Genomic DNA, 2,722 nt, shown 5'->3' with positions numbered 1-2,722 from the left:
GGGGCAGCACTGTGTCGAGGGTGGCGAATTCCTGCCGGTGCTGCGGCGCGGCCGTGACGACGCCCGGACCACGGTGGCCGCGGTGGCGGGGCTGCACCTGCGCGGGGTCGGCGTCGACTGGCCGGCGGTGCTCGCCGGTGGACGACGGATCGACCTGCCCACCTACGCCTTCGAGCGGGCGCGGTTCTGGCCGCGGATCGGTGCCGGCCTCGCCGGCGACCCGGCCGGGCTCGGGCTCTCGGCGGCCGGCCACCCGTTGCTGGGCGCGGCCATCGGGCTCGCGGAGGCCGACGGCTGGTTGTTCACCGGCCGGCTGGCCCTGTCGACGCACCCGTGGCTGGGCGAGCACGTCGTGGGCGGGTCGGTGTTCGTACCGGGTACGGGACTGCTGGAACTGGCGATCCGGGCCGGCGACCAGGTCGGGTGCGACGTCGTCGACGAGCTGACCCTCGAAGCGCCGCTCGTGCTGCCCGACCGGGGAGCGCTGCGGGTCCAGGTCACCGTCGGCGGCACCGACGCGGCCGGGCGGCGCGCCGTCGCGGTCCACTCGCGGCCGGAGGACGCCGACGACGCGACGCCGTGGATCCGGCACGCCAGCGGGTTCCTGGCCGTGGGGGAGCCGGCCGCGGACACGACGGTCGGAGCGTGGCCGCCGCCGGGTGCCGAACCGGTACCCGTCGACGGCTGGTACACGGCGCTGGAGTCCGCCGGCTTCGGCTACGGCCCGGTGTTCCAGGGACTGCGGGCCGCGTGGCGGCACGACGGCGACGTCCTCGCCGAGGTCGCGTTGCCGGAGACCGCCGCCGCCGACGCGGCGCACTACGGGCTGCACCCGGCCCTGCTCGACGCCGCGCTGCACGCCATCGGCATGGGTGGGTTCGTGGCCGCCACCGGCGCCGGGTACCTGCCGTTCGCGTGGTCGGGGGTGCGGCTGCAGGCCTCCGGCGCGTCACGGCTGCGGGTCAGGCTGTCGCCGGCCGGCACCGACGCGGTGTCGGTGACCGCTGTCGACGCCGACGGCCAGCCGGTGCTGACGGTGGAGTCGCTGATGCTGCGGCCCGCGGGCACCGACCGGCCGGCGGCGGGAACGGACGCGCTGTTCCGGGTCGACTGGGTGCCCGTTCCGGCATCGGCGGTGCCGGCGGACATGGTGGTGTTTCTGGTCGAGCCGTCCGGCACCGACGTGCCGGCCGACGCGCACGCCGCGGCGCACCGGGTCCTCGAGCGGGTGCAGGAGCACCTGGCCGACGGGGACTCGACCTTGCTGGTCGTCACGCGCGGTGCGGTCGAAGCCGTTGCGGGTGAAGGCGTCGCCGATGTCGCCGCGGCCACCGTATGGGGCCTGGTCGCGTCGGCGCAGTCGGAGAACCCCGGCCGGCTGCTGCTGGCCGACGTCGACGACCCCGCGTCGCTCGTGGTCGCGGCCGACGAGCCGCAGGTCGCGGTCCGCGCGGGGCAGGCGTTCGCGCCGCGGTTGGCCCGCGCCGCCGGGACGCCGACCGCCGTCGACCTCGACGGGACCGTGCTGGTGAGCGGCGCGACCGGTGCCCTGGGCGGCCTCGTGGTGCGGCACCTCGTGGAGTCGCACGGGGTGCGGAAGCTCGTCCTGGTCAGCCGCCGCGGCGGTGCGGCGCCGGACCTCGACGCCGACATCACCGTCGCCGCCTGCGACGTGGCCGACCGGGCGGCGCTGGCCGCGGTGCTGGCCGGCATCCCCGACCTGCGCGCCGTGGTGCACGTCGCCGGCGTGCTCGACGACGGCGTCGTCACGGCGCTGACGCCGGACCGGGTCGACACCGTGCTGCGGGCGAAGGTCGACGCGGCCTGGAACCTGCACGAGCTGACCCGCGACCGGGACCTGTCGGCGTTCGTGCTGTTCTCCTCGGCGTCGGGGGTGTTCGGCAACGCCGGCCAGGCGAGCTACGCGGCGGCGAACACGTTCCTCGACGCCCTCGCGCGGCACCGGGTCGCGGACGGGCTGCCGGCGGTGTCGCTGGCGTGGGGACTGTGGTCGCGGGCCGACGGGATGGCCGGCGCCACCGACACGTCGCGGCTGACGCGGGGTGGCGTGCTGGGCCTGACGGAGGAGGAGGGCCTGGCGCTGTTCGACCACGCGCTCGGTCAGCCCGAGGCGTTGCTGGTGCCGCTGCGCATCGACCTGAACCAGGTGCGCGCGTCCGGCCACGTCCCGCCGCTGTGGCGGGGGCTGGTGCGGGTCCGGTCGCGGCGCACCGCGTCCACCGGAAGCGCCTCGACGCTGAGCCGTCAGCTCGCGGGCCTGACCCCGGCGGACGCCGACCGCGTGCTGCTGGACCTCGTGCGCGGCCAGGTCGCCGCCGTTCTCGGCCACTCCGGCATCGGGGCGATCGAGCCCGACCGGGCGTTCACCGAGCTCGGCTTCGACTCGCTGACCGCCGTCGACCTGCGCAACCGCATCGCCGCCGCGGCCGGGCTGCGGCTGCCGGCGACGCTGGTCTTCGACTACCCGTCGTCGACGGCGCTGGCCGGGTTCCTGCGCGACGAGGTGCGGGGCGGCGCACCGGTCGAGGAGACGCCGGCCGCGCCGACGCGCACCGGCGACGAGCCGATCGTGATCGTCGGGATGAGCTGCCGCTACCCGGGCGGCATCAGCTCGCCGGAGGACCTGTGGCGGCTGGTCGCCGAGGGCCGGGACGCGGTGACGGAGTTCCCCGGCAACCGCGGGTGGGACCTCGACAACCTG

General features: G+C 76.7%; 1 protein-coding gene. It reads left to right on the top strand.

Annotated elements, in window-relative coordinates:
* A partial coding sequence (locus tag Voc01_RS52510; protein WP_203935320.1) for a type I polyketide synthase occupies positions 1-2,722 on the top strand: 2,722 nt, incomplete at both ends.

Source organism: Virgisporangium ochraceum (assembly GCF_016863655.1).
Taxonomy (GTDB): Bacteria; Actinomycetota; Actinomycetes; order Mycobacteriales; family Micromonosporaceae; genus Virgisporangium; species Virgisporangium ochraceum.
Note: the sequence above shows the minus strand (reverse complement) of the source record. Positions and strands in the feature narration are given on the sequence as shown.